This window comes from Gimesia maris, assembly GCF_008298035.1.
In the GTDB taxonomy this organism is placed as follows: Bacteria; Planctomycetota; Planctomycetia; order Planctomycetales; family Planctomycetaceae; genus Gimesia; species Gimesia maris.
Map to the genome: position 1 here is coordinate 3,622,774 of NZ_CP042910.1, position 21,374 is coordinate 3,644,147.

General features: G+C 50.3%; 16 protein-coding genes and 1 tRNA gene. 12 read left to right on the forward strand and 5 right to left on the reverse strand.

Annotated elements, in window-relative coordinates; genetic code table 11:
• Positions 1–87 precede the first annotated feature (87 nt).
• Together GmarT_RS13385 and cmk are read left to right on the forward strand one after the other, a co-directional pair.
• Positions 88–2,994 (forward strand): polysaccharide deacetylase family protein, encoded by a 2,907-nt coding sequence (locus GmarT_RS13385; RefSeq protein WP_002686318.1) that lies wholly within the window; start codon positions 88–90, stop codon positions 2,992–2,994.
• Positions 2,995–2,997: 3 nt separating this feature from the next.
• Positions 2,998–3,660 (forward strand): (d)CMP kinase, encoded by a 663-nt coding sequence (gene cmk, locus GmarT_RS13390; protein WP_002686317.1) that lies wholly within the window; start codon positions 2,998–3,000, stop codon positions 3,658–3,660.
• A 27-nt stretch (positions 3,661–3,687) separates the two neighbouring features.
• On the opposite strand, the gene GmarT_RS13395 is transcribed toward cmk, so the two are convergent.
• Positions 3,688–4,869: a hypothetical protein gene (locus GmarT_RS13395; RefSeq protein ID WP_002686316.1), complete on the reverse strand. Its 1,182-nt coding sequence runs from the start codon at positions 4,867–4,869 to the stop codon at positions 3,688–3,690.
• Between the two features lie 358 nt (positions 4,870–5,227).
• Positions 5,228–6,622 carry a sigma-54-dependent transcriptional regulator gene (locus tag GmarT_RS13400; RefSeq protein WP_002686315.1) on the reverse strand — a complete coding sequence of 465 codons (1,395 nt, stop codon included), beginning with the start codon at positions 6,620–6,622 and terminating at the stop codon, positions 5,228–5,230.
• 1,072 nt (positions 6,623–7,694) lie between these two features.
• Between GmarT_RS13400 and GmarT_RS13405 the strand changes: the two genes are divergently transcribed.
• The 3 genes from GmarT_RS13405 (at position 7,695) to GmarT_RS13415 (ending at position 12,131) form a co-directional block, all read left to right on the forward strand.
• On the forward strand, positions 7,695–8,441 hold the full coding sequence (locus tag GmarT_RS13405; protein WP_002686314.1) for a metallophosphoesterase family protein: 747 nt from the start codon (positions 7,695–7,697) through the stop codon (positions 8,439–8,441).
• A 2-nt stretch (positions 8,442–8,443) separates the two neighbouring features.
• Positions 8,444–10,567, forward strand: a complete 2,124-nt coding sequence (locus GmarT_RS13410; protein ID WP_002686313.1) for a YidC/Oxa1 family insertase periplasmic-domain containing protein — start codon at positions 8,444–8,446, stop codon at positions 10,565–10,567.
• 190 nt (positions 10,568–10,757) lie between these two features.
• Positions 10,758–12,131 (forward strand): tRNA modification GTPase, encoded by a 1,374-nt coding sequence (locus GmarT_RS13415; RefSeq protein WP_002686312.1) that lies wholly within the window; start codon positions 10,758–10,760, stop codon positions 12,129–12,131.
• Here GmarT_RS13415 and GmarT_RS13420 read toward each other — a convergent pair whose 3' ends face one another.
• Positions 12,132–13,757: an SLC13 family permease gene (locus GmarT_RS13420; protein WP_002686311.1), complete on the reverse strand. Its 1,626-nt coding sequence runs from the start codon at positions 13,755–13,757 to the stop codon at positions 12,132–12,134.
• A 72-nt stretch (positions 13,758–13,829) separates the two neighbouring features.
• On the reverse strand, positions 13,830–14,303 hold the full coding sequence (locus GmarT_RS13425; RefSeq protein WP_002686310.1) for a universal stress protein: 474 nt from the start codon (positions 14,301–14,303) through the stop codon (positions 13,830–13,832).
• A gap of 279 nt (positions 14,304–14,582) precedes the next feature.
• Here GmarT_RS13425 and GmarT_RS13430 point away from each other — a divergent pair, with 279 nt between their 5' ends.
• The 4 genes from GmarT_RS13430 (at position 14,583) to GmarT_RS13445 (ending at position 18,713) form a co-directional block, all read left to right on the forward strand.
• Positions 14,583–15,431, forward strand: coding sequence for a sugar phosphate isomerase/epimerase family protein (locus tag GmarT_RS13430; protein WP_002686309.1), 849 nt, complete (start codon positions 14,583–14,585; stop codon positions 15,429–15,431).
• Positions 15,432–15,487: 56 nt separating this feature from the next.
• A complete protein-coding gene (locus tag GmarT_RS13435; protein WP_002686308.1) occupies positions 15,488–16,720 on the forward strand; it encodes a hypothetical protein in 1,233 nt (410 codons plus the stop codon).
• A gap of 249 nt (positions 16,721–16,969) precedes the next feature.
• Positions 16,970–18,322: an HD-GYP domain-containing protein gene (locus GmarT_RS13440; protein WP_002686307.1), complete on the forward strand. Its 1,353-nt coding sequence runs from the start codon at positions 16,970–16,972 to the stop codon at positions 18,320–18,322.
• Between the two features lie 318 nt (positions 18,323–18,640).
• A tRNA-Phe gene (locus tag GmarT_RS13445) sits at positions 18,641–18,713 on the forward strand.
• 175 nt (positions 18,714–18,888) lie between these two features.
• Here the strand turns inward: GmarT_RS13445 and GmarT_RS13450 are convergent.
• Positions 18,889–19,170, reverse strand: coding sequence for a hypothetical protein (locus GmarT_RS13450; protein WP_002686306.1), 282 nt, complete (start codon positions 19,168–19,170; stop codon positions 18,889–18,891).
• Between the two features lie 278 nt (positions 19,171–19,448).
• On the opposite strand from GmarT_RS13450, the gene GmarT_RS13455 reads away from it, so the two are divergent.
• From GmarT_RS13455 to GmarT_RS13465, 3 genes are all read left to right on the forward strand, one after another.
• Positions 19,449–20,231, forward strand: a complete 783-nt coding sequence (locus GmarT_RS13455) for an SIMPL domain-containing protein (protein ID WP_081459521.1) — start codon at positions 19,449–19,451, stop codon at positions 20,229–20,231.
• A gap of 152 nt (positions 20,232–20,383) precedes the next feature.
• On the forward strand, positions 20,384–20,632 hold the full coding sequence (locus GmarT_RS13460; protein WP_002686304.1) for a thiamine-binding protein: 249 nt from the start codon (positions 20,384–20,386) through the stop codon (positions 20,630–20,632).
• 17 nt (positions 20,633–20,649) lie between these two features.
• Positions 20,650–21,150, forward strand: a complete 501-nt coding sequence (locus GmarT_RS13465) for a hypothetical protein (protein WP_149302832.1) — start codon at positions 20,650–20,652, stop codon at positions 21,148–21,150.
• Positions 21,151–21,374 lie beyond the last annotated feature (224 nt).

A 21,374-nucleotide genomic window follows, 5' to 3' on the forward strand; every position in this document is an offset into this window, starting at 1 on the left:
GAAGCGACTGGGATTCTGTCGGAAGTAATGAATGCCTGAACGCTGCTCCCATTGAGTTCAGTTAATTATGTAAAGCATTGTGATTCAATGACATACAATGATATTGTTGTGCTGATTCCCTGTCATAGCCTTGATGATTTTCCAACGGAACTGGATGAAAAAGAGGCAGAGAGTCTACTGAATGCGTTTGCCGTGGCCTGGCACCCGGAACTGCTTGCATCCTCGCGTGTCATTCCCAGCTGGCATCGGTCTGATGAGCCCCCCCAGTTTCTGGCAGATCGCCTGCTGCTTGTTCCCAAAACCTCTGAAGACTGGCTTCCTTACGGCTGGATTGAAGAGGCAGAAGCAAATGGAGCGACTGTCGTCAGCGGGAAAATTCACCGGGAAGAAATGACAGAAGCCGCTCTGCTCCCCCTTCGTTCAGTTGAAGCAGGAGCGGAAACGACTCAGAAACCGGAATTATCCAGCGAGTTGGTCGCCGATTTTCATGCGCTGGGATTCTGCTATATCCAGCTGGAACTGTTGACGCGCTGTATGCATCACTTCAGCAGTCTGGATGAAGCGACGATTCAACGGGAAGCCATTGCGGCTGCCGATGCCGTCCTGGCAGATGATAATGAGGCAGCACGCGCCCATCTCAAAGCCTGTTTTGAAGTACTGCTGGAAAACCGTGAGCGGTTTTATCCGATTGACTGTTACCTGATTGATCTGTGTCTGCTGACGCCGGAATGGGCGAATGCATCATTAAAACAGTCGATTAAAAATGAACGCCCTTTCAATATTCTGGTCAGTGGGGACGATCTGGAAACAATCGCCAGTCAGGATTCCGAGCTGATTTCGCTGTTAACCAAAAGCTGTCAGGATCGCGAAAGCGAAGTAATTGGTGGTGAGCAGGATCAGATATCAACGCCCGTTGTCCCGGTGGAATCGATCATCTGGCAATTACAGTCTGGTACGAAAACCGTTCAGAAATTAGTCGGAATGACTCCTACAACCTGGGCGCGACGTCGCTTCGGGCTGGCTTCCGTACTGCCGATGCTGTTGCATCGTTTTGGTTTTCACTCGGCTTTGCATCTGGTGCTGGATGACGGGATTTACCCCGATTACGAACAGAGTAAAATTCACTGGGAGGGATCAGACGGCACCATTCTGGATGCGTTTTCCCGGATTCCCATGTCTGCGGAAGGCGCTGCCGGGTATCTGCGATTTCCCCAGAGAATGGCGGAATCGATGGAAGAAGACCAGGTGGGCGCATTGATGTTTGCGCACTGGCCTGATGTGAAATCGCCTTTTTTTGAAGACTTTAAACGCATCCATCAGTACGCGCCCGTCCTGGGCAGCTTTGTACTTCTGAATGACTTTTTTCAGAACACGGAGTCATCGGGAAGGCACTCCTCTTACGACGCACGAGAATATCTGTCCCCCTTCCTGAGCCAGCTGGTTGCGATGCGTAAACCGGATCCTCTCAGTCGCTTCATCAATCATTTTGTCCGTCACGACGAATTCACGGCAGGACGCTGGTTTCACACGGTGGCACGGGCCATCTATGGGAAACCGGTAGAGGATGTAGCACTGTTGAAGATCGAACAGGATATTGAACGCGGGCATCCTGATGCCGATGAAAGTGCAACTGTTAAGGCGGTTCAGTCGCTGCAGGGGTTTTGTGATGACGGTGTCGAACAACTGGCAAAGATCATTCTGCAAGGGGCTGAACAGCATCAGAGTGGAGTGCTGTTATTAAATTCGCTGTCATTCTCGCGGCGGGTCGTAGTGGATCTGCCTGGTTTTGCGCACGAACCGATAGCCCATCCTGCTGTCAAGTCAACACAATTTGATGAAACGCGAAAGCAGGCGGTCGTGGAACTTCCTGCTGCGGGTTTTGTCTGGTTGCAGCCAGGTCAGATCTCTGCGACACCGCCTAAGAGCAGTGTACCCATTGCAGAACCATTGCTGTTACGGAATGAATTTTTTGAAGTGCATATCCATGAAGAAACCGGTGGGATTGCACAGATCAAAGAGTATGGCCGCAAGCCAAATCGACTGAGCCAGCAGTTGGCGTATCGCTTCCCCTATCAACGTAATATTTCCACTCCCGGTGCCTTAGGTGACTGGGATACAAAAACTCCTTACTCCGCGACGCGGGCGGTCAAGGTAGAGCTGACCTGCGCAGGTCCGGGTCTGGGGGAGATCGTAACCACCGGAGAAATTTACGACCAGGTCAGTGATACGACACTGGCCACGTTTCGACAGACATTCCAACTCTGGCGTGGACGTCCGATCCTGGATGTGAAAATCGAACTGGAAGTGCAGACGCTGCCTGATGGCAATCCCTGGGATCATTATTATGCAGTCCGCTTTGCCTGGGGAGACAGTACGGCATCGCTCACACGGTCGCTGCTGGAAAGCGCGCATGCGTTCCAGGGGGAACGATTTGAAGGCCCGCACTACTTTGAAATTGCAGAGGGAGAAGAACGGGTTACGATACTGAATCACGGTTTGCCGTTTCATCGTAAAACCGGTCCACGCATGCTCGACAGTATGTTGATTGTGGAAGGCGAAACAAAACGCGAATTTCAGTTCTCGATTGCCATCAATCAGAATTTTCCCATGCAGATCGCGCGGAATGTCATGGTGCCGGCGGGCAATTATCCGAGTCAGGTCGGCCCTCCCCGCATGGGTGACCAGGGGTGGTTGTTCCATGTCTCAGTGAGCAATGTCCAGATTACCCGCGTCATGGATCTGCTGGAATCGACACATCAATCATCCCCTGCTCCGACTGGAGATTCATCGGGATTTGCAGTGCGTCTGATTGAGACCGAAGGGATTCACCGTTCTGTGAAACTCAGGTGCTTCAAATCTCCCGCGAGTGCCCGGCAGCGCGATTTTCATGGTAAAACAATCGTGGAATTACCCGTCGAAGAGGATGCGGTTTTAGTGGAAATGTCACCTTATGAAATCGCAGAAATTGAACTTATATTTCAGGGCTCCGTTTGAAAAATGATTGTGACAATTGATGGCCCCGCAGGTTCCGGAAAAAGTACAGCCGCAAAAGGGCTGGCTGACAGACTGGGGTTTGAATTTCTGGATACCGGTGCCATGTACCGTTGTGTTGCCTGGGCCGTGCTGCAAAAACAAGTCGACCCGGCTGATGAAGCCGCAGTTGTCGATCTCAGTCGGCAGATTCAGATATCGTTTTCAGATGCGCAGGTACTGGTGAATGATGAAGAGGTCACGGGATTGATACGCACCCCGGAAGTGACAGAGGTCGCCTCGGTGGTGGCCCAGTATCCGGGAGTGCGCGAAGAACTGGTCCGGCTGCAACGCGATGCTGCTTCTGGTACGAACATTGTCAGCGAGGGGCGCGATCAGGGGACGGTGGTTTTTCCAGATGCCTTCTGCAAGTTTTTTCTGGTCGCAGATCCGGAAGAGCGGGCGCGGCGCAGACATGAAGAGCTGCAGTCGGAAGGAAAAGACATTACCGTCGATGAAATTCTGCAGCAGATTTATCAACGCGATCAACGGGATGAACAGCGCGACGTCGCCCCGTTGAAGGCGGCAGACGACGCGCTGGAAATCGATACTTCGGCAGTTACCATTGATGAAGTATTAGATCGGCTCGAGCAGACCGTTCGAGAGCGGATCAGTTCGCTCTCGCAGTGATCTTTATCACGGTGATTATTTCTACGATCAGAACTGCAGGGTCATCGTGACAGTCGTGCGGCTGTCCAGCAGATCTTTTCTGTTCGAGATTGGAAATTCCCAGACACCGGCAAGTGACAGACACGAATTGAGCCGGTAGTTGGCACCGATTGCTGTCGTCACCACGTTATTGCCAGCCACGCTGGATGAACCCAGGTTGATCCAGTCTCCCCCTTCAATATTCAACGGGAGGGCCTGGCCGCTCTTGGTGTAAACAATGCCGTTAAGTTCCGCTACTGCGGAAAGTTTGCTGGTGACAGGGTGGTCGTAGTGAATACTGTAATAAATGGACTGTGATTCTTCGGCAGTATCACCGGGTACATGATATCCGGAGGATGCAATCAGGTGACCGCTGCCAATCTGCTTACCGATGGAGACGTAAGGAGTCCAGACGCCATCCCCGTTCCCCTGGAAGACACGCGAACTGCCGTTGGTGGCTTCGTAGATCAGTCCGCCAGATAAGAGGAACTGGTTTTCCACATCCCGGATTACAACATACTTCAGCCCCAGCCCGATGTCGGACCAGCCTGTTCGATTTCCGACCCCACGTGTCTGCAGCGTGTTGTAACCGTCTTTGACGGCAATAATTGAAAGGCGTTCGTTTATGGCAATTCCCAGCTGGAGTGCGTAAACCTGCAGGTCCCCTGCACCGAGTACGGGAGTCTGGGCATCTATCATCTGGTTGATGAAGATGCCTCTCACATAGGTCAGAGAGCGCGGGTCAATCGACCAGACCGGATTACTGACTGGCATGATAAAGTCATCAAAACAGCGGTCACTGGGAAATTTATTGAGTAACGGAATACGGTCGCAGAGTGTGCAGGCATTGCAGTCGCATGGCTCACAACTGCAGACCGGAGTCTGGCAGGCACAGGTGGGACAGGTGCATCCGGAACCAGAGGGGCACAAAGCGGGATGTCCGGTGGGAGCTGTGATTAGCAGGTCCTCTGTTTCCGCCGGTGCAGCCAGGTTTGTTGAAGGTTTTGTGTCAGACTGTGCTGGTGTCGTCACAGGATCGACAAGGGGAGGTGCAGGAGCCGCTTCCAGGTCGATCACGCCTTGAGACAACACTTGCTCCAGTGTTTGAGGTTCAGCCGTTTCTTCAGCAAAAACTGCCGAAAGGCCGGCGTGTAATGTAAACATGGTCAAAAGCAGCAGCCCGAACCTCATGTTTTTCCCCCCATGGAAATGCAATAGATCAGTGATTCAAGTCTCATTCTTACTCTGTAGTCTTCTTCAGGTCTCAGGACTTATCGGCACTTATCACTTGAGAGAATAGGTATATAAAGTGGGGTTTATTTGTTTTATGGGATTGCATGGAAATGCCGCAGGTAGCGATTGTTACCGTTAAATAAAAAAGCACGTCTGTACGACGTGCTTTTTTATTCTGGTTTGAAATCGGAGCATAACAAGTTCTGCCAGCCTCCGAGTCTGAGTATTAGACTTATAGCCAGCCTTAGTGTAACGTCTCGAGGTCGATCTGGACCGAGTCTGGATCGAGAGATGCTACGGTTAAAAGTGATGTGCTCTAATGCATCAGTTGTTTTTCGAAATCGATATCGTATTTTTTCATCTTCTTATAGAGCGTGGTCCGGTTGATCCCCAGGGCTTTAGAGGTATTCTGCCGGTTCCAGCCGTTCGCTTCCAGAGCTTCAATAATGATCTGACGTTCCGGATTCGCCAGCGCCGTTTTCAGGGAACCGTTGCTTATGCGATTTTCCGGCGAAAGTGAGTATGACTGTTCCTGCCGAATCTGTTCTGGCAGATCATGCATGCGGATATAGTCACCTTTTGTCAATACAACGCAGCGTTCTACAACGTTGATCAGTTCGCGAACATTTCCCGGCCAGGAGTATTTCAGCATGGCCTGTGTGGCAGAAGCATCAAATCCGTTAATCGATTTTCCGATCTGTTCGTTATAGACCTTCAGGTAATGTTCAATCAACAGTGGTATGTCGCTGATGCGTTCCCGCAATGCCGGTTGAGTCAGGGTGATGACGTTGATTCGGTAATAGAGGTCCTGTCGGAACTCTCCTTTGGCCACCATTTCTTCCAGGTTCTGGTTGGTAGCGAGAATCAGACGGATGTCGACGGAGTGAGTGACATTATCGCCGACGGCTTCGAATTCCCGATCCTGTAAGACCCGCAGCAGTTTGACCTGCAGGCTGGGAGAAGCAGTCGCAATTTCGTCCAGGAACAGCGTGCCGCCATCTGCCTGCAGGAACTTTCCGATTTTGTCGTGGGACGCTCCGGTAAACGAACCGGCTTTGTGTCCAAACAGCTCACTTTCCAGTAATGAATCGGGCAGCGCACCACAGGCGACTTCGACGAAAGGTTGATTGCAGCGGTCACTTAACTGGTGGATAGCACGGGCGGTCATTGTTTTGCCTGTACCGTTTTCACCCAGAACGAGCACGGTAGTACGGGTATCTGCCACGCTTTCAATCAGATCGAACATTTTCTGCATTTTGTAATCCTGGCCGACAATGTTCGAGAGGCCGAATCGCTGATCAAGTTGTGCCTTGAGTGATTTGTTTTCTTCGACCACTTTGCGCTGGTCGAGGCAACGTTCGATCGTCAGGCTGAGTTCTTCGTCGATGACCGGTTTGGTCAGATATTCAAACGCGCCCAGGCGGATCGCTTCGACGGCGCTTTCTATGGTTCCATAACCAGTGAGCATAATGACCGCGGTATCCGGTGCATGGTCTTTAACCCATTCGAGCAGATGGAAACCATCCTGATCAGGCAGGTTCACATCACAGACAACAACCTGAAAAGGGAATTCCTTTAAACGCTCAATCGCATCCAGGCAACTGAGAGAAGTTTCGGTACGATGCCCGAGGCTCCTCAGATAATCAGCCATCGCTTCCAGAATATATTGATCGTCATCGACTACCAGTAATGAACCAGAGTTTGTCTTCATTGAATTATGTCTCGCCAAAGTGTGCATGTTAGCTGTAATCGTCGTACAACTGTGTCGTGGGTAAAATACAGCCAGTCGATAGCTGAATTTACAATCTGAATTGAAAATCTGTGTAAGTATCCGGAAAGAAATCAATCCATGATCTCGGCCGAACGAACTGCTGGATAAATCAGACCCCGTTACAGATGAGGTTCCGATCCAGACTTTCATGTCAGACAAAGTTGTCACCGGATCGGTGATGAAATCACCTGATGATGAAACTGGGAGTCAAACATAATGAAGGGATATTCAAACATAGAACACGAGTTTCAATCGGGCAACACCCGAAGGTGAAGCGCTGTTGTTTTCCCGAATCAGTGTTGTGGAAAATATCAGATGATGTGCTCCCGGAGGTGTGTTTATGAACACATGGAGCGTCTCGTAGAGGATTGTGAAAAAGGATTGAATCGGTCATTCCGATTCTACAGCGTTGTGAACTCCGCGTTAGATCGGCCTGTAATCCATAAATCTCCTGCAGTTGATAGAGGGGGTATAACTGGTTTATTCGCAGGCAAATCCTCATGCTTGCCAAGTTTAGCCACTTTAGGTTAAGTCGGGGAAGTGTCTGCTGGGGCATGATGCTTCGAGAAGGTGTTTTTTTCGGTTTTCATTACGGAATCCGGTAACCGAGAATGAAATTCCACATAACGGAGGCTGAATCGTCTCAGAAATACCGATTGAGAACGAATGATAACTGTAAACACAGCCTTGAGATGGTGCGCTTGTACTGCTACTATTGGGGCTTACGTGGAAAGAATCCAGACTGTCAGAAGGCAGGTCGGGTGGTCCTGGCGTGAACAATTTCAGCATTCACTGGTTTTATAATCGTTGCAACTGCAGAGAACACGATTAAAGTCAGCAGTTGGTCCGCAAATGGTCTGTATTGTTGTGGCGAGTGACCAGTCAGCCTTTCCGAATAAACAGGGTATTAATTTCCTGAAGTTAGCCTCTCGTATCAGGCTCCTCAAAAGATAACAGCCGAGGAAGGCCCCCATTTGGTGCGGACCCGGTCAAAGAAAGTGGGAGTTGTCCGTTGTTAAGAGCGATCATAAGTGATATTCACGGTAATCTCGAAGCGCTGGAAGCTGTTCTGGCAGATATTGACAGCCGTGAGATCAGTGAGATTTATTGCCTGGGCGATATTATCGGCTACGGTCCGAATCCGCGCGAATGTATTGACCTGGTAAGAAAACGCTGCCAGAAGTCATTGCTGGGTAACCATGATCAGGCAGCATTATTTGATCCGGAAGGTTTCAATGCGGGCGCTGAACGGGCCATCTTCTGGACACGTCGCATGCTGGAAACCGGCGATGCCTCGAAGAATCAGGATCGTTGGGATTTTCTGGGCGAATTACCTCGCATGATCCGCGAAGATAAACTCCTGTTTGTGCATGGTTCTGCACGGAATCCATTGAACGAATATGTGTTTCCGGAAGACATCTACAATCAGCGAAAAATGGAGCGGATTTTTGGTCTGGTCGACCAGTACTGCTTCCAGGGACACACACATATTCCCGGAGTTTTCACAGAAAGTATGAATTTTCTTGCTCCGGATGAAATAGATTACGTTTACCCCTTTGGCCAGGAAAAATTCCTGGTGAATGTGGGCTCGGTCGGTCAGCCACGTGATGCAGATAATCGTTCTTCCTATGTGATCATCGATGATGAGAAAGTGTCGTTCTGCCGCGTCGAATATGATTTTAATACGACCGCTGAAAAAATTTATGATATTCCTGATTTAGACAACTTCTTAGGCGACCGCCTGCGGGATGGTCGATAACAATGGAACAAAAACGTCTCTTACTATTCGTCACACTGTCAGCATCCATGTTATTTTTCTGGCAGCTGTTCATTAACCCGAAAATCGCTCCTCCACCCGCAGCGCAAAACGTCGTCGAGAATGACGCAAAAGATCCTCAGGGTGCCGATGCGCCGCTAGTGGCGAAAAAACCGGATCTCCCTGGTGCAGATAAAGGAGCGGAGGTAAAACCGGCTCCCCCTGAAGCAGAACTGCTGAAAAATCCTCAACGCACGATACTGCTGGGCTCTCTGGATCCTGATTCGGGCTATTTTCTGCAGACAAAAATTTCGACAACAGGAGCGTCTCTGGTTGAGGCACACCTGAATGATCCGTTATACCGCGATCTGAATAATCCCAAACAACCGTTGAAAATTCTGGGTGAATTTGCAGCCGGTAAAGACTTCAAACGCAGCCTGGATCTGAATGTGGCACAACTGGATGCCAAACTGGCCGCGTTAAACACAGACTGTCACTCTGCCAACTGGAAAGTTCTGGAACTGGTAAAAGATCCGGATGATCCCAAACTCTATCAGTCAGTTCTCCTGAGTCTGACAGCCCCGGATGGCAGCATTGAAGTACAGAAGAAATACGAACTCAAGAAATATCCGGTTCCAGAGGGAAAAGATTTTCGTGAGTTTCGCGACACCGATCAGGCAGGGTACATGGTTCACTTTGATATCAAAGTGGTCAACCACAGTCAGGCGGCACAGAAGCTGGATTATCAGCTATTGGGGCCGATCGGGATTCCTCTGGAAAATGCCGAAAACACCCGCAAGTATCGCGATCTGCGGATTGGCTTTCTGCAGGATGACAAGAGCGTTGAAACGGAAATCTTTACTGCCCCCGACATCATTGAAAATGTGAATGCGCAGCAGGTCGAGAAGTACAGCCGGGCGTTTCAGTATGCCGGTGTGGATATTCAATACTTCGCTGCTCTCCTGACGCCGGACGGAAAAAACTACGATCCCCAGCTCGTTAACGGCGAAATGCAGTCCAATTATTCGGCCAGTATCGAGCCTGTCCTGGTCCAGCGAGGATTGAGGGATGAAACACAGAGCCGGATCACGGTTCAAGTTAATTCGAAGGATCTGGATCTGGCACCCGGTGGCGATATCACACACAGCTATGCGATGTATACCGGACCAAAACGGGAATCTCTGCTGGGGCCCCCACTGAATGCAACCGAAATTATGGACCTGGGTATTTTCGGGCCGGTTGCCAAGCTGATGCTGTGGCTGTTGACCACCCTGCATGGATTTGGCCTGTCCTATGGAATTGCCATTATCTGCCTGACGATCATCGTGCGTGGCAGTCTGTATCCGCTTTCGCGCAAGCAGGCGATTGGTGCCCAGAAAATGAAAGAGTTACAGCCACAGATTGCTGAACTCAAAAAGAAATACGGGGATGATCGCGAGAAGCTGGGCCGGGCGCAGATGGAGCTGTTCAGCAAGAACAACTATAACCCCCTGGCGGGCTGTCTGCCGATTTTCATGCAGCTGCCGATTTTCTTTGGTCTGTATACCGCTTTGAACAACGCCGTCCAGCTGCGGGGCACTCCTTTCCTGTGGGTGGATAACCTGGCTGCTCCGGACGCCCTGTTTCAGATGCCGTTTGCCATTCCCTTCCTGGGAGACCAGTTTAACCTGCTGCCTATTGTGACCGTTGGATTGTTCGTCATGCAGCAGAAACTGTTCATGCCGCCGCCAACTGATAAAGATCAGGAACTGCAGCACAAAATCATGAACTACATGATGATCGGGATGGGATTCATGTTCTATCATGTTCCCGCAGGTCTGTGCGTGTACTTCATCGCCTCCAGCCTGTGGGGGATCTGTGAGCGAAAGCTGCTGGACTTCCAGTCCAAACGCCGTCCGTCGACCATTGTGGGATCTGATCCGAATGTGATCGACGTCGAAGCCAAATCGAAGAAAACCCAGAATCGAAAAAAACAGACTGATGAAAATGAGCCACCCGCCAAAAAAGGCTGGTTTGCCCGACTCCAGGAAATTGCGGATCAGGCACAGGAGCAGGCAGCATTGAACGATCGGCGACAGGAGAATTCCCGCGATAAAGGAACGGGGAAAAAATCCAAAAAACGCCGCTAGACTGTGTCCCGTTTTCTGTAGCCTCTCCTGGACCATTTGGACCGGGTGTACCAGCTTGTCAGACGATCTGGTTAAATGTGATGCGCCATGGACTGTGTCTGGATTCAGGATGCGGTTATGTCTGGTTTTCTCTTAAGCGAGAAGCTTCCCAGCGGACCTGCTCCTGAAATGTTTCTTTACGAGATTCGGCATGAATCTGCAATTTGATGATACGATTGTCGCGTTGGCCTCTGCACCGGGTAGTGGTGCAGCAGGTCTGATACGTATTAGCGGAAACGAGATTCTTCCCTGTCTGCAAGACTGTTTTGACTCTGATGCGAAATGGCAGAACTCCCGACTGCCGACTCGTTATTCCGGCACCATCAAACTGGCAGGCTCCGATTCCCGGTTGCCAGGGGCGCTCTATTTCTGGCCAACTGCGCGTAGTTTCACCGGTCAGCCTCTGGCCGAATTTCACACAGTCAGTTCGCCTCCCCTGCTGGAGTCGGCCATCGAGAATCTGGCAGCGCATGGTGCCCGGATGGCGCGACCGGGCGAATTCACGCTGCGTGCTTTCCTGGCAGGACGCGTCGATCTCGTCCAGGCAGAAGCGGTGCTCGGGGTGATTGATGCCTACGATCATGAAGAGTTGAATCTGGCACTCAGCCAACTGGCAGGAGGCGTTTCTACCAGGATCGGAGCTGCCCGGGTGGATCTGCTGGAACTGCTGTCTGAGCTTGAAGCAGGTCTGGATTTTGTCGAAGAAGATATAGAATTTATTGATCGTGAAACACTGGTCAACCGTCTGCAGAAGATTCGTGAGTTCTGCGAACAACTGTATCTTGACTCTTCGGAACGGATGGAATCGACGGGCAGCCTGTCACTCGTACTGGCTGGTCTGCCGAATGCAGGCAAGAGTACATTGTATAATGCCCTGGTCGGTGATGAGCAGGCAGCACTGGTGTCAGATATCGAAGGCACCACCCGTGATTACCTGGTGACCTCACTCAACTGGAGCGGTCAACCGATTCAACTGATTGATACAGCAGGTCTGGAAGCTGGCGTACATGAGATTTCAGTCTCTGCCCAGCAGTTTCGCCAGCAGCAGATGGCACAGGCAGATCTGGTCGTCTGGTGTACTGCAGCGGACCTGCGTCCCGAATTGCGCAGCATTGATCAATCACAGCGCACGCAGCTTGCTGAATCACTTAATGTCATCACAGTGCTGACGAAAAGTGATCTCTCCCCTGCTCTGAATGGGGACGCCGCCTGCGAGGTGGCGTTGAGTGTAGCTGAAGAATCGGGACTGGAAGATCTTAAGCATGCGGTTCTCTCGCGTTTGAGTGAATCCCGGCGGGGCAGTCGCCAGTTGATTGGTTCAACGGCCTCCCGTTGTCGCGACAGTCTGCGTCAGGCAGGACACTCTCTGCAGGCGGCGGAAGAAGCCGCGCAGTTACAAGTAGGAGAGGAACTGGTTGCGATTGAGATTCGCGGAGCCCTGCAGCATCTGGGGCAGATCGTCGGGCAGGTTTATACCGATGACATTCTGGATCGCATCTTCAGTAAGTTCTGTATCGGCAAATAATTATTTGCTTTCAGGCGTATGCTGATGCACCCATTCGGGGACGGTTCCGAACTCAATTCCCAGTTGCGGTACGAAATAGAACCACATAAATGCGGTCAACAGGAAGACCCCGATCAAATTGAGAATAATACCGTACCTGAGCATGTCTGACATTCTGATTTTTCCCGATGCAAATACAATGGCATTGGGAGGCGTGGCAATCGGCATTGTGAAGGCGCAGCTGGCCGAAATGGCAGCGGGAATCATGATCAGACGCGGATCGATGCCGAGACTGACGGCCGTCGCCGCCATGATGGGCAGCACTGTATTCACGGTGGCAATATTGGATGTAAATTCCGTCAGAAATGTCAGCATTAGACACGCGGCAAAGATGAGTGCCCAGGCAGGCCAGCCTGTGATGCGTTCGGAAAATACCTCTCCCACCCAACCAGAGAGATCGGTGCTGCTGAACGCACTGGCGATTGCAAACCCGCCCCCAATCAACAGCAGCACTCCCCAGGGAAGACGTTCTGCCGTTTCCCAGTCCATCAGGTATTGCGTCTCCCCCTGCTCCGATTTCTGAGCAGGGATCGCAAACATGAGTAACGCCATGCCCATGGCTACCGTGGAATCGTGTACCCAGCCTGATGCAGAATTGACGGAGATTCCCCACTTGGTCAGAAAGTGGATAGGAAGAGTTTCCCAGCCCGGCAGTAGAACAGTCTCTTCACCAAACGTAAGGGGCTTTCGGGTGATCCATAATACGGCTGTAATCACAAACACCATCAACATCAGAATCTCGGGACGTGTCGGTTTTCCCAGCTGTCTGACATGTTCATTGATGATCGCTTTGGATGACTCTTTTGAACTCGCCAGCTTTGGCATATTCCAGCAGAGTACGATCCAGGTCAGCATCAAAAAGGTAATGCCAAACGGGATGACCATAATCATCCACTCACCTGCAGATAATTGTGGGCCGTCTGGAAACTGAGAAGTCCAGATTGACTGAAATGCAATATTGGTCGGCGTTCCAATAAGTGTTGTTACCCCGCCAATGCTCGCAGAATAGGCAATGCCCAGCAGTAAAGCGACCGAGAAGTGTTGGATGGCTTTTGAGGAATCTTCCTGGGACTCAAACATCGCCAGTTCGGAGATCGAACCGATGATCGCCATGCCGATAGGCAGCATGAGTAGAGTCGACGCGGTATTGCTGATCCACATCGAGAGAAACGCGGTGGCGAATAAAAAACCGAGTACAACCCGACGTGGACTGCTGCCTATGACTCGAATCGTGTTCAAAGCGATGCGTCGGTGCACGCCCCACTTTTCAATGCCCAGTGCAATGATGAATCCCCCCATATACAGGAAAATATTCTCATTAATATAAGAACCACTGACGGTTTTTGGATTTTGAATGCCAAAAATGGGGAACGCCACCAGGGGGATCAGGCTGGTGGCGGCGATGGGAATGGCCTGTGTCATCCACAGGATTGCCATTAAAGCTGTGACCGCGGCGAGACGCTGAGCCGAGGGAGTCATGTCTGCAGGGGTTGGCAGATTCAGGATGACCATAAACGCAATCACGCTGAACAGTTTCCCGTAGAAGGGAATTCTGCTTTCTCCCGAATGTGATGAGTCGCCAATCACGAATAGAGTTATCCCGTATTATCTCAGTACAACATTCGTAGAGAGTAAGAGTCAAGATCAGGATGCGAACGGTTATTCGTCATCGGATGTCGGGTGAATGAACTGATGACCTTTGGGGCGTACGGTCAGGACCGGGCAGGATGCCTTGCGGACCACTTTCTCTGCGACACTGCCCAGCAGCAGGTGTGCGGTGAAAGAACGTCCGTGTGTACCCACCACAATCAGGTCGATTTCTTCCCGCTTGGCATATTTCAGAATATCGACAAACGGATTTCCGTGTACCCAGTGGGTTGAAATTTCCAGGCCTGCTTTGTCTTCATCCAGAATCCAGTTGTCTAACCGGGTTTTGGCAAAGTTTTCAAAGTCTTCTTTGGGAGGCAAGGCATAGCTCTCGAACATCGGCATATAGACCACAGGGTCTTCAATGACGTGCAGCAGATGCAACTGGGCACCGAATTTTTTCGCCAGTTCGACTGCATACTGAGTCGCTGCCTGAGAGGTTTCGCTGAAGTCTGTTGGTATCAGGATTTTTTTGATGTCGATCATGAGCGGTTCCCTTGTGTTTTCCGAGCTGGCAATCTCTGCGTATGTTGCGAGAAGAGTTTATTATAAGAGGTGTTTGTCTGGAAACAATAGCCGGGGAAACCGCAATCGGGGATTCAGTCAACTGTTTTTTTAAATTGTAAAGAAATCGGAGTCCTCGTTTGTGAATCTGCCGGGTTCTCCTTATGATAAAAGTATCTCTGCCCGACAGTCGCAGGGTTAACGTCATTGAAAAATGGAACAACTAGAGCATTATAAACGTTCATATTGTGGAGTCAGATAATGGAAAAATGGCCTATTGGTGTATTCGCTTCGGTTGACGCCGGATTAGGAGTGCATTTTGACGTGGTTCAGGAGTTGGGAATTCCTACCGTACAGATCCATGCACCTCACAAACAGACGCGAACTCCCGAAGTGGCACAGGAATTCCTGGAACGCTGCAATTCTGCCGGGATCAAACTCACCTGTGTGTTCGGCGGATTTGATGGTGAAAGCTATGCAGACATCCCCACTACAAAACAGACCGTGGGACTGGTTCCCGCTGAAACACGAGCAGCCCGTGTTGAGGAAATGAAAGAGATTTCTGACTTTGCGAAATTGCTTGGATGCGATACGGTCGCTTTGCATATTGGCTTTGTTCCTGAAGATCGTGATTCAGACAATTACAAAGAACTGGTGTCGGTTACACAGGGCCTGCTGGATCATGTCAAAGTCAATGGACAGAACCTGAATCTGGAAACGGGACAGGAATCCGCAGACCACCTGCTTGATTTTATCAGTGATGTCGGTCGAGATAATCTGAAGATCAACTTTGACCCTGCCAATATGATTCTGTACGGAACCGGTGATCCTATCGCTGCTCTGAAACGGGTAGGACATCTGGTGGGTAGTGTCCACTGTAAAGATGCGACCTGGGCAGCAGAGGAGAAACGGGGGATTGACTGGGGCGCGGAAGTTCCTCTCGGCGAAGGTGATGTCGGCATGGGGACCTATCTGCGGACTCTGGATGATATCGGTTACACCGGTCCTCTGACGATCGAACGGGAAATTCCCGAGGATCGCGAACAGCAGAAGACGGATATTGGCAAGGCCGTTTCGCTGTTAACCGAGCTGAAAAAGCAACTGGGTTAATTCGAACCGTCCCCTGCTCTTCGAAACTGGCAAAGTGATTGTTGCGGAGACCGTCTGTGAAAAATCTGATTGAAGACGTGACCTGTGCCGGGTGTTATTGCGCATGTGACGACATTCGGCTGGAAACTGACGGTCAGCAGATTCAGGAAGTTCAGACCACCTGCTCACAGGGGCAGGCCTGGTTTGAACGCGCGGCGACCACAGATCAGCTGGTTCCACAGATCCAGGGGCAGCCTGTTTCTCAAACAACAGCCATCGAACGGGCAGTCGAACTGATTCAACAGGCGCAGGCACCGCTTGTGACCGGTTTCTCGCAGACTTCAACCGATACCCAGCGCGCTGCTGTCGCGTTAGCAGATCAGACAGGAGCGAGCATCGACACTGGTGCAACTGCTGTAACCAGGGCCCTGCAGCAGGTGGGAGAGGCCACATGTACTCTCGGCGAAGTGCGCAGTCGTGCCGACCTGATTATTTACTGGGGGGCTGCGGACCTTCTGAGCAATGCCCGTCACAGACAGTCACTGGTAACAACTTCCCCGGAAATTACACGTAAAACCGTCGTGATGGGGGAAGCAGGTTCACTTGTGTCTGACTTTGCAGATGAGTGCATTCAGATCGAACCAGAGCGGGAACTTGAAGTGATCTGGCAACTGCGTGCTCTGCTGAAAGGGGTGGACCTCGCCGGAAAAGAACCGGTGGGAATTGCGGAAGCAGAACTGCAGTCGCTGGCTTCACAACTGAAACAGAGTAAATACATCGTCTTTTTTACCGGACCGGCTTTCAAGCAGGGGCTCCTGGCGCATCGCAAGCTGGAAGCACTTTCACTGCTGGTCAAGGAAATTCAAAGCGAACGCCGCTGCCATGCGATCACAGTCCCCAATTCCAGTGAGACCAAAGGGGCAGAACATGTACTGGCCTGGCAGACAGGATATGCGGCTACAGTCAATTTTGCTTCCGGATTTCCCCGCTACTCACCAGGCGAATACCAGGCCACTCGGTTGCTGGAACAGTCTCAGGTCGATCTGTGTATCCTGACGGGGGGGAATCCCCTGGCAGGATTATCAGATAAGGCGATTAAGAATCTGAAACAAGTCGCTTCCATCCTGGCTGGTCCTGTATTGCTTCCGGATTTTCAACCCGATGTGTTCCTGCCGACGGGCATCACAGGGATTCATTTTCCCGGTTCGATGTATCGCTACGATGGAACACCTCTCCCATTGCGTGGGTTTCTGCCCACTGTTCAAAATAGTGAAGCAGATGTACTGAAACAGATCAGTCAATCTCTCTAGTTTCCTGGCGAATCCCATTCGACGGAGAAATACCTCCTTTGACTGTTACCTGATCGGAATATTCGGAGTATCAGGTACAACCCAAATCAGATTTTTGTATCGGAAATCCCTCCTTAGCAGTGTTTTCCGGTTTTTCAAACTAGGCTTACAGTAAGAGCTTTCTTTACGAGAGAGTAAGCGTTCGATTAATAATCATCTGTTTTGAATCGGCTGATATGTAAGAGCTGATTGCCTCTTCAGGTTACGAAAATGACTACAGAAATAAAAGAACAAACGGGCCCATCCATCGAATCACAGATTGATTCTGAGGAGACAGTTTCCATACGCGTCGAAGATCTGATCGTGGGACGCAGGATCAAGCATCCAATCTATGATGCGCACGGCGTGTTACTGCTGGCTGCAGATTCTGTTATAAATTCACGTTTCAAACAGTTGTTACGCGATCGGAATATGCCTCAGGTAGAAATTCACAGTGAAGATGCCGCCTCGGTCAGTCTGGGGGCGGATGCGATGCTCGATGCGTCCAGCCAGGGAATTTTTTCAACTGAACTTACCGCAAAGCTGGACCGATTGATTGAATCGGGTTCCATGTTCGTTGCCAACACCGGACCGGCCGTCCGGGATTCCATGGTGATGCATGGCTGCAAAGCATACGATCCTGCACAACGTGAAAAGCTGTTTGAACAGCAGAAACAATTTGGAGAGTCTCTGGACGGTATGATGCGTGGTGCCCTCACCGGTAAACCTCCCAGTGGAGCAGATATTACCGGGATGGCAGCCAGTTATCTGACGCAACTGACTTCTGATGCAGACAGTGTGATCTCCGCTGCGGTCGAAGCCGGCAAAGATGAGTCTCTCTCACAGCATTGTCTGCAGATGTCATTGCTGGGAATGGCAATCGGCACCGAACTGAATTTAGATGAGAACAATGTCCGTAACATTGGACTATGTGGACTGGTACATGACTGGGGGATGGTTCGCGTTCAGGAGAAAATTGGCAGAGGACGTCGTCAATTAAGTCCCCTGGAGCGGATGGAGATGCAGAAACATCCGATCTTCTCCCTCGAAATGCTGGAAAATGTAGCAGGTATCCCCAGCGTCGTGCCCGTCGTCTGCTACCAGGTTCACGAACAGCCCAACGGGTTGGGGTATCCACGCCAGCGATCTCATAAAATGATTCATTTGTTTGCCCGTATTCTGAATGTTGCACATTCTTATGTTTCTCTCACGAGTTCAAGGGAAGATCGACCTGCTTTGATGCCTTATGCGGCGATGGAGTATCTGTTACGGCTGACGAACGATAAAACGATTGACCAGGGGCCCATGCGGGCTCTGTTAAACCTGCTCTCTCTGTTTCCCATCGGGAGTATCGTGATCCTTACCGATGGAAGTGCAGCCCGGGTCATCCGCCGAAATAAAGATTTTTATACCAGCCCAATCGTTCAACTGATTCAGACTTCTGATGGCAAAAATGTAGATCCGCTGGATCCGGACAGTATTATCGATCTGAATGTAAGTGACCTGGAAATTGATCAGGCTCTGCCGACCCCTGGAAAAGATGAGATCGATTTGTCATCAGACCTGTTTGATGGTCAGATCTAGAACGCTTCCCTTTTCACCATCGCGTCTGTTGATCTGTTATACCCGGTCCAAATCGACCAGGAGACGATGCAGCCAAACTCAACACAGTCTCGATGCAGTTCTGATCGTTAAAACTCACAGATTCCGCACAACTTAAACAGTGATTTCACCAGTATTTGCAGTAGAACAGATCAGGAACCAGGAAAACTCATGAAACCTGACGAGGAAGTAGTGGTTTTGCTTGAAACTCAGAGAGGAATGGCTTATATTTCCATCTCGCTTCCATTAAGCAATGATTGCATATGGGGTTAACGCCCCGATATTTCATTGGGAAACGAAGGGCATGTAGCTCAGTTGGTAGAGCACAGGACTGAAAATCCTGGTGTCGGCGGTTCGATCCCGCCCGTGCCCACTTTTAACTCATTAAACCAGTTCGGGCGGGAATATCAGTTGATATTCCCGCCCGTTTGCGTTTCCAGGACTTCGATCTCTTTTGACCTGATCTCTCGGTCAGTCGATATCCGGAGACAATGCCAGCAGGTTGACTTTCCAACTCCGAGTCCCTGTTCGCCGATTAATTCAATCGCTCAGGGAACGTTGTCTGGAATCTCGTCACCATAATCCGGGTCATCGGGGACGATTTCAATAAAGTGAGTCAGCCGTGAAAGTGAAGCGGTCTGGCTCCTGAATCGACCTGGCCCGGGAATCAGCTTGTAGTCGATGACATTTCCAGTGTGATCAGTATCGGCGCTTGCATAGCCGTAATGATAACAATGCCGTTTCCAGCGGTTTAATTCCTGGCTGGTGAGTGCTGAATGGATCGACTGAATCACAATAACAACAATAAATGCAACGGTGGTGACTTTCATGAGAATTAACCCCTATTGCGTGCCCGCTGTGCACAACGTAACAACTTCAACTCATTGATTCCAGATGAATATTTTTTTAAGCACATTTTATTTTATCGTGCTATCCTCCTGATCAGTGGCTGTGTAAATAATTTATTGACTGCCAGACTGTGTCCTGTTTTACTGAAGCGTCTCCCGATCCATCTGAACTCTTTGGTTAAATATGATGCGATCTGGAGACGGTCGAGTACTCAAACGGAGTCTGATATTTCCAAGGGACGTTTACCAGGGGGATTGAAATGAGAGGTTTTATAACTGTTTTACTGCTATCAGGTTGCTCCATGGCAGGGGCAGCCGAGCAGCCGTCGATTGAAGTGTCGGCGATGAGTGAGATTCAGGTGGTTCCCGATGAAGTCATTCTGTATCTGGCAGCCCACACACGAGACAAGCATCTTTCCATTGCCAAACGGGATAACGATGAAGTCACGACTGCTGTCATGGAGGTATTTCCCCGTTATCAGATTCCAGACGAGGATATCAAAATCACTGACCTGGATCTCACCCCCGATTACGGTCAATTCAATTCCCGTTCAGAAACTCCGATCGCCTATGATTTTGTCCGATCCATGCGGATTCGTTTGACTAATTTCGATCATATTGAACCTTTGCTGTCCGATGTGATTCAGGCAGGTTTGAACGATGTGAAAAGAATCCATTTTCGGGTAAGTAATCAGCGAAAGTATCAGTTCGAAGCTCGAAAACTGGCGATGACCTATGCCCGTGAGAAAGCAGTGCATCTGACCGAATTAACAAATATGAAACTGGGCTCTCCCCTGAGAATTGAAGAAGGAATCGAATCAAACTGGGACGCAGGCGGGTTTGGCGGTACGATGGTGCGCATGGAATCGGACCGACCTCAGGGAGATCAACAGCAGATTCAACCGGAAAAAACGAAACTGATGCTGGTCGCCCTGCAGAAAGACAAAACAAAGGATGAAAAATCAGCACGGATTCTTGCCGCACCGGGCCAGATTACTATTTCTGCCCAAGTAACGGTCAAGTTCGCCATGACACCTGAGTAATTGAAACCGTACAAAACGATCGATACTGCATCGACTGATTGACAGGCTCTTAAGGTCTGGTACCATCGATTGTACATAACGTCTCATCAGTTCATTCTGAAAGTAGTGCCCTCCCCTGCTTTGTGAATTCGATTTTGTCAGAAAGGTTTCCCATGATCAGTACCGCCGAAATCAGCATGTATCCATTTCAGGAAAGCTACAAGGAACTGATCAAAGCCTTCATTGCCAAGTTGAGTTACTACCCGGATCTGCAGGTGACGCCGGGTCCGACTTCGACGGTGGTGGTGGGCGAGTACGAACAACTGATGACATGTCTGACGGAAATGTTCCGCTGGAGCCACGAGGAACATGGCAAAGCGGTATTCGTTGTTAAAATCATGCCTGGTTACGAACCCTCGTAATTGGTGGGGAAACAACAATGCGAGTCTACCCTCTGATACTTATATTACTGCTGATGGGGTGTACTTCGGACCGACTATCAATGGAGCCATCCGGTGACAAAATACCGGCTGATGCAGCGGCTGCTCTGAACGAAGCACCTGAGTGGGAACTCTTCTCGCTCAATCCCTGTATTGAAGAGGATCCGGATGACGCCAGCAGATTTCATGGCTGGAAAATACTGGGATCAACGCAGATTACCGATACGACAACCAGGCAGAAACTTATGCAGTCTCTGGAAGAGAGCGTCGCTGCCAATCCGGGGATCGTTGCCGCCTGTTTCTCACCACGTCATGGCCTGCGGGTCAAATATAAAGACCAGCAGCATGATTTTGTTATCTGTTTTGAATGCTATCACGCAATCTGGTACACAGACGACCAACGGAGAGAGGGCTTCAATCCCACCGACGCGCCAACTGACGCGTTCAACCATGTGTTGAAAACTGCGGAAGTGCCTTTGCCTGAACCACCCGCTATTTAAGCAGCGGTTCTATGAAGATCTAGGTTTTAAGATTTCCTGGAAGTCCGATGCACTGGCCTGTCTCCAATTTGGGGACTGCACATTTCTGTTACAATATTTCTAGAAGCAAGCGCTGGCGGAAAATTTCATGATGAATCTATCCGTCAAAAGCATAGATGCCGGTTGGGAGCACGTACTGAGTTAACATATACTTCCGGTGTCTTGTGGCGGATTGCCGAAAACAC

Excerpts from the sequence above, each read along its gene's own strand:
- GmarT_RS13385 (WP_002686318.1), top strand. The coding sequence starts at position 88 with ATGACATACAATGATATTGTTGTGCTGATTCCCTGTCATAGCCTTGAT.
- cmk (WP_002686317.1), top strand. The coding sequence starts at position 2,998 with ATGATTGTGACAATTGATGGCCCCGCAGGTTCCGGAAAAAGTACAGCC.
- GmarT_RS13395 (WP_002686316.1), bottom strand. The coding sequence starts at position 4,869 with ATGAGGTTCGGGCTGCTGCTTTTGACCATGTTTACATTACACGCCGGC.
- GmarT_RS13400 (WP_002686315.1), bottom strand. The coding sequence starts at position 6,622 with ATGAAGACAAACTCTGGTTCATTACTGGTAGTCGATGACGATCAATAT.
- GmarT_RS13410 (WP_002686313.1), top strand. The coding sequence starts at position 8,444 with ATGGAACAAAAACGTCTCTTACTATTCGTCACACTGTCAGCATCCATG.
- GmarT_RS13415 (WP_002686312.1), top strand. The coding sequence starts at position 10,758 with ATGAATCTGCAATTTGATGATACGATTGTCGCGTTGGCCTCTGCACCG.
- GmarT_RS13425 (WP_002686310.1), bottom strand. The coding sequence starts at position 14,303 with ATGATCGACATCAAAAAAATCCTGATACCAACAGACTTCAGCGAAACC.
- GmarT_RS13430 (WP_002686309.1), top strand. The coding sequence starts at position 14,583 with ATGGAAAAATGGCCTATTGGTGTATTCGCTTCGGTTGACGCCGGATTA.
- GmarT_RS13440 (WP_002686307.1), top strand. The coding sequence starts at position 16,970 with ATGACTACAGAAATAAAAGAACAAACGGGCCCATCCATCGAATCACAG.
- GmarT_RS13450 (WP_002686306.1), bottom strand. The coding sequence starts at position 19,170 with ATGAAAGTCACCACCGTTGCATTTATTGTTGTTATTGTGATTCAGTCG.
- GmarT_RS13455 (WP_081459521.1), top strand. The coding sequence starts at position 19,449 with ATGAGAGGTTTTATAACTGTTTTACTGCTATCAGGTTGCTCCATGGCA.
- GmarT_RS13460 (WP_002686304.1), top strand. The coding sequence starts at position 20,384 with ATGATCAGTACCGCCGAAATCAGCATGTATCCATTTCAGGAAAGCTAC.
- GmarT_RS13465 (WP_149302832.1), top strand. The coding sequence starts at position 20,650 with ATGCGAGTCTACCCTCTGATACTTATATTACTGCTGATGGGGTGTACT.